This is a genomic window from Nonomuraea sp. NPDC049152, assembly GCF_040648355.1.
Classification (GTDB): Bacteria; Actinomycetota; Actinomycetes; order Streptosporangiales; family Streptosporangiaceae; genus Nonomuraea.
The window spans coordinates 1-2,617 of the sequence record NZ_JBEZDO010000085.1; the positions used below are offsets into that span (position 1 = coordinate 1).

Annotated in this window: 2 protein-coding genes; one reads left to right on the forward strand and one right to left on the reverse strand. The window is 69.0% G+C overall.

Annotation, left to right across the window (positions count from 1 at the left end; translation table 11 throughout):
* Window positions 1-570 precede the first annotated feature (570 nt).
* The gene (locus AB0B45_RS51385) at window positions 571-2,496 is read left to right on the forward strand and encodes a tetratricopeptide repeat protein (protein WP_358146358.1); all 1,926 of its coding nucleotides are present in this window, start codon (window positions 571-573) and stop codon (window positions 2,494-2,496) included.
* Here the strand turns inward: AB0B45_RS51385 and AB0B45_RS51390 are convergent.
* Window positions 2,482-2,617 (reverse strand): integrase core domain-containing protein (locus tag AB0B45_RS51390; protein ID WP_358146359.1); only part of this gene is annotated, 136 nt, incomplete at its 5' end. The genes AB0B45_RS51385 and AB0B45_RS51390 overlap by 15 nt on opposite strands.

The following is a 2,617-nucleotide window of genomic DNA, read 5'->3' on the forward strand; positions in this document are numbered from 1 at the left end:
CGCTGCCCGATGGGGGTTCACGCGCGCCACGGACTTCAGCCGCTCCTTTCGCCGGGCGTACGGGATGCCCCCCAAGGACTACCGCCACTCCGTGCCGGACTCCCCGTGATCCCCGTTGAGCCTCCGTGCCCGGGAGCGCTCGGCCGGTGTGCGCGCCGTGTCAAGAACCCCCCGCATGAGGCGCGCGGCCTCGGTGGGCCTCCTTTCCCTTCTGCTCCCCATGATCCTTCTTTCACCCCCCGCCCAGGCATCCACGGAATCTCAGGACTTCGGGCCAAACGAGAAAATCGTCAGCGCCGACAAGGCCGGCGACCTGTCTGTGGACGACAACCCATCCCGCCTGTCAGCAGACGGTCGGTGGCACGCTGAACACCTCAATGACACAGTTCACGTGTCGGGGCGGAGGCTTCGGCGAGCACGACCGCGAAGTCCACGTCGCGGTTTCAGCGGAGATCCCGATCGGTGAACGGATCCGCTGTTAGCGGACGGCAAGCGGTAAGCGGTCGCTGCCGCCCTCCTCGTTGTGGGATATGCGTTGATCAGTGGTGGTGCGGCGGGCATCGTGGTGTCATGACGCGCGGGCGCTTGGTGTGGTCGGTGCTTTTCGGGCTGCTCTGCAGTGTCGGGGCGGGGGTGCTGCCGCTGGTGGTGCCGTCTGGATGGGACATCGCGTGGAAGATCGTGGTGGCGACGGTGGTGGCGGCGCTCGCGGGGGCCAGTGGTTCGTATTTCGGGATTGCTCTCGCCGAGCGTGAGGCCCGGAAAGGGGCCCGGGAGCAGGTGGGGCGGCTGAGAGAACTCGCTCCGGATGGGGGGCCGGCCGGACTGCTGGCTCCCGGCCGTCGGATCGTGGAGTTCGTCGGACGGCGAGGGGAGCTGGCCGAGCTGCTCGCTTGGTGTGAGTGTGGTCCGGGGCGGATCCGCCTGGTGACCGGCCCTGGCGGCGTGGGGAAGAGCAGGCTGGCTGTCGAACTGGCGGATCGGCTCAGCCAGGTGGGCTGGCGATGTGAGTGGGTCGCCGACGGCGCCGAGGCGGACGCGGTGGGGACCGTCCGGGGGGTGTCCCGCGGACGGGTTTTGCTCGTCGTCGACTACGCCGAGATCCGGACGGGTCTCGGAACGCTGCTGCGCGCGGCCGTGGCAGACGACGGCGCCGCTCTGCGGGTGCTGCTGCTGGCTCGGAGCGCGGGCGACTGGTGGGACCGGCTGAAGGTCGCCGAGCCGGTGGTCCGCGCCCAGCTGGCGGACGCCTACTCGGAGCGCCCGCTCGGTGCTTCCGTGGAGACCGAACGGTCGGACGTCGACCTCGTGCTCGAGGCGGTGCCCCGATTCGCGGAGGCGCTCGGCGTCGATCCTCCGGCGCGGGTGCTGGTGGAGCCGGGCCGGGGCGCCACTCGGATCCTCGACCTGCACGCTACGGCGCTCGTCGCGGTCCTGCACGCGATACGGGCGCGGGAGACCGGCGGCGAAGGTGACGAGGTGCGGGTAGGGGTCGCGGACGTGTTCGGCGAGCTGCTGGCCCACGAAGAGCGGTACTGGCTCGGTACGGCGGAACTGGCTGGACTGCTCGAGGGCACGGCAGGTCTGCGTGCGGCGGTACTCGGACGGATCGTCGCCGCGGGCTGCCTGCTGGGCGCGTTGAGCGAGAGCGAGGCTGTGGCCCTGCTGGAACGGGTGCCGGGCGCCGCCGCCTCCCTGAAGGTCGCGGGCTGGCTCCGAGACCTCTACCCTCCCCACGATCCTGAGGAATGGCTGGGCTCACTCCAACCCGACCGGCTCGCAGAACATCTCACGATCGCTCAGCTCAACGCGTCAACGGAGCTCACCAACCGGTGCCTCACCGAGCTCGACCACCGCCAGGCCCTGCGAGCGATCACCCTGCTGGGCCGTGCGGGCACCGACCAGCCGGACGCCCTGCCTCTGCTGGAGCGCACGCTTCCCCTGCTGGACCATGTCATCGGGCGGTTGCCTCCGGATCCAGAGCTGCTGATGACAATCTCCAACGCGATCCCCTATCCGTCGGTGGCGCTCGCGGAGACGGACGTGACCATCACCCGTCGCGGTCTCGCCCTCGTCCAGGACGACGACCCGGCTTCGCGAGTGAAATGGCTGGGCCGCCTTCTGGCCGCGCTGGTGCAGACACGGCACCATGGCGAAGCGCTTCTCGTGGGCACTGAGGCCGTCCGCATCTGGCGAGACCTGGCCCAGGACGACCCGGAAGAGTGCCTCCCAAGACTCGCGACCGCGCTGTCCAATCTCGGCGCTGTGCAGGCACGCCTGGATTTTCACGAACAGGCCTTGGACGGCGAGCGTGAGGCAGTTCGGATCTGGCGGGACATCGGGGAACAAGAGCATCATTCCGAGCTGGCCGCATCGCTGTCCAACCTGGGGAATTGGTTCAATCGGACAGGGAGTACGGAAGAGGCGCTGGACGCTCTCCAAGAGGCTGTGAGGCTCAACCTCGGGAGTGGACACCGGGTTTCATGCGACGAGTGACAGCGTACGTGATGAGATCAGCTGTCGCTCGAACTCGACTGGCGTGAGGTAGCCGAGGGCGGAGTGGCGGCGGCGCCGGTTGTAGTAGGCCAGCCAGCGGAACAGCTCCAGCCGTGTCTGT

Coding starts and splice junctions, on each gene's coding strand:
- AB0B45_RS51385 (WP_358146358.1), top strand. CDS start 571: ATGACGCGCGGGCGCTTGGTGTGGTCGGTGCTTTTCGGGCTGCTCTGC.